The organism is Nocardioides segetis (assembly GCF_051390595.1).
Taxonomy (GTDB): Bacteria; Actinomycetota; Actinomycetes; order Propionibacteriales; family Nocardioidaceae; genus Nocardioides.
On the sequence record NZ_JBNINR010000034.1, the window covers coordinates 1 to 2,683 of the forward strand.

The window sequence follows — 2,683 nt, forward strand, 5'->3', positions numbered from 1 at the left end:
GATCACGCCGCCATCGAGAGCGGCGAGTAGGGCACCGAGGATCACCTCAAAGCCCACCACCCCGCGGGGCTCTGTCCTCGGTGACGAGGAGAAGGCTGCTCTCCTTCAGCGCTACCGAACTGGAGTGCTGGCCGTAGATCTCCCGTGAGTTCGGCATCAGCCGACAGTCGCTCAACATGCTTGCCGAAGAAGCGGACTTGCCTCGCCGGGTCACCCGTCTGGCCCAAGAGCAACAAGACGAGATCATCGATCTCTACCAGTCTGGCCTCGGCCTTGCCGCAGTCGGGAAGCAAGTTGGTCGCAGCAAGGGAACAGTCCTTGGCGCGTTGCGTCGAGCCAACATTGCAACCCGCGGATCCGCGGCGCGTTGAGGCCGACTTCAACTGGACGAAGCCCGTGACGATTGACAATGCCTACCATCCTCGACGGAAGAGCTAGTCAAACATGTCCTCCTGGGGCTCGTCGTCCGTACCCTCCGGCCAGATAAAGACTTGGTGCTCTTCACGGGCTTCGCCTGGCTTCCAGGTCTTCGTGTCGGCCATAGACGCAGCGTAAATGAACTCGTAGGTACCAGGTTTCTCGAGGAAGGACGCGATCTCAGCGTCTTCGGCTGAGGCGATCACACTCGGTCCCGCAACAGTCCAGGTTCCACGCACCTTGTGGGGCCAGCCGTCCATGACCTGTTGGATGCCTAGCGCAGGCGCCTGGTCGAACTCGATGATGTTGAGGAGAACACTGTCGGCATTGTCTTCCTCGATGCACTGAACAAGCATGAAGTCGTCGAATGTCACGACACGAAATCCCCGAAGCGACTCTTCAATGTCGGGAACATCGTCGTATTCCTCTCGCATGATCCAGAAGGAACCATCCTCGGGAACAATCTCAACGGCTTGCTGATCCATGGACACTCAACCTCGAATTCACTAGTCTCGGCAACTCGGCCGATATTGCAGAACGGTCATCGTACGTAGACCCAGTACGGATCGGTCGCCACTATGCGGTTCTCCCGCAGGAATTTGGCAAGCGCGGTACCGGCACCCCTGTTGTGATCAAGGTCAATCAATGTCACTTCACACGTGCGCGCAGCAAAGCAGCCTTGGAACGTGCTCGAAAATGGATATTCGTCGCAAGAACCGCTCCCAGGCTTGTTCTTACACAACTTCTTCGCCATCTCTCGATTGAGGTTCCTGTTGTCGGACCGGAGAGACTTCCAGTGCAAACGGGTCAGCGCGCCCACGCCCTTGACGTAGGAAACGCCAGGATGACTAGGCATCTTTTTCTGCGCCCACTTGACAAACAGCGAACTCTCTCTGTAGTTGCTCTTGGTTAGCATCTCAAACCTCGGCGTATAGCTGAGGATGACACATCCACCTCTTGACCCAATGTATCTCATTCGATCACACCTGGTCTTTGGCGAGAAGAGCGGTCCAATAGTGTGAACCTTCGAACTATCCAAGCCTTGAACCGTAGCGTTGAAGGAAGTCCAAAGAACGGCGCTGGTCTGCACTTTTCCAGTGTAGGAGAATTCTGCTCCCACACTAACGCGACGGTTCTTTGGGCCGAGAAGAAGTGCACTCGAACTCGCCTGGTCGACAAGATTTGTGTTGCAGTATTCCTTCTTTGCACAGGCATACGAAATGTGAAGACGTACCGTCTCGGCAGTGCCTTCGCTCGATTCCAGCGACAATCGGACTCGATGGACCAAGATCGGCAGCTTTCGCACCGGATATGCGATCATGTAGCGCCAATACGTGGCTTCACCATCCGTGATCCAGTACTTTTCGTCCCGATCAACATACGAATAGCCGTCACATCAATCAGCATTGTACCGATCCCGAACCAACCACCCGTCCTGCGAAGTCAACGAACTCCCCGCGATCGTTGCGTCACAGGAAGGGATGTCGTATGTGTCACCGGCGGGGAGGTATCGCCGGGAATTCGAACTAGGTTTTTGGCTCGAATGCTCGACTAGAATCTGGGTTTGGGAAGGTGGGTAGTAGACGTCTGCCGCTCGAAGCCAGAACCTCGATCCGTCTCCGCCCGACTGAGAGACGAGGTAGTAGTCACGCGACGTCGCGTGGACGTCCACCTTTGCATCCTTGGCGAGATTGGTACCGCTTGCGTAGCTGGCATCTGCCGCAGCCAGTCGAGGAGTCGTCCTGCGGATGAATGCCTGGCCTTCTGACCCAGGCTCAGTTTTCATGACGGAGATAACGAACTCATCGTGCATGTGTCCTGAAGACTCATCTGCGTCAACGCGAATGGTTGCGAAGCCCTCGGCGAGACCTGCCACCTCCGCTCCCTGCGCATCCCCCGAGACCCCTGCCACGCTTGGTGCCGAGCTCGACCAGACGACATTCTGTGCGGACGCAGACACAGCCAGAGGAACAGTCAGCGTCGCACCGACCTCGACCACTCGGTAGGCATTTGAACTCAAGGCGACAGGCGTGGACGCGGCCACTGTGGGGACCGCGGACGCACGATTCGCCAGTGCTGGTGGAACCAACAGTGCCGCAGCCAAGAGCCCGACGACGGGCACCAACCGAGCCAAGCGACCAACGGCGCCATGCACGAGGACGCCGCTTGCGACTCGGATGGACGCGGTGGGGACTGCTGCACGATCGGGTGACAGGTTGGGTCACGCAGCCTGAGTGGCCGGCGCGGTCATGATGGTCTCGTACTC

The 2,683-nt window shown here is 57.7% G+C and carries 3 protein-coding genes; all 3 read right to left on the reverse strand.

The window, feature by feature from the left end; genetic code table 11:
- Positions 1 to 434: 434 nt before the first annotated feature.
- The 3 genes from ACPZVR_RS25340 to ACPZVR_RS25350 all read right to left on the reverse strand — a co-directional run bounded on the left by ACPZVR_RS25340 (position 435) and on the right by ACPZVR_RS25350 (position 2,572).
- Entirely contained in the window at positions 435 to 902 is a 468-nt protein-coding gene (locus ACPZVR_RS25340) for a hypothetical protein (RefSeq protein WP_436702469.1), read from the reverse strand.
- A gap of 56 nt (positions 903 to 958) precedes the next feature.
- On the reverse strand, positions 959 to 1,333 hold the full coding sequence (locus ACPZVR_RS25345) for a NucA/NucB deoxyribonuclease domain-containing protein (RefSeq protein WP_436702470.1): 375 nt from the start codon (positions 1,331 to 1,333) through the stop codon (positions 959 to 961).
- Between the two features lie 480 nt (positions 1,334 to 1,813).
- Positions 1,814 to 2,572 carry an Ig-like domain-containing protein gene (locus ACPZVR_RS25350; protein ID WP_436702471.1) on the reverse strand — a complete coding sequence of 253 codons (759 nt, stop codon included), beginning with the start codon at positions 2,570 to 2,572 and terminating at the stop codon, positions 1,814 to 1,816.
- Positions 2,573 to 2,683: the final 111 nt, after the last annotated feature.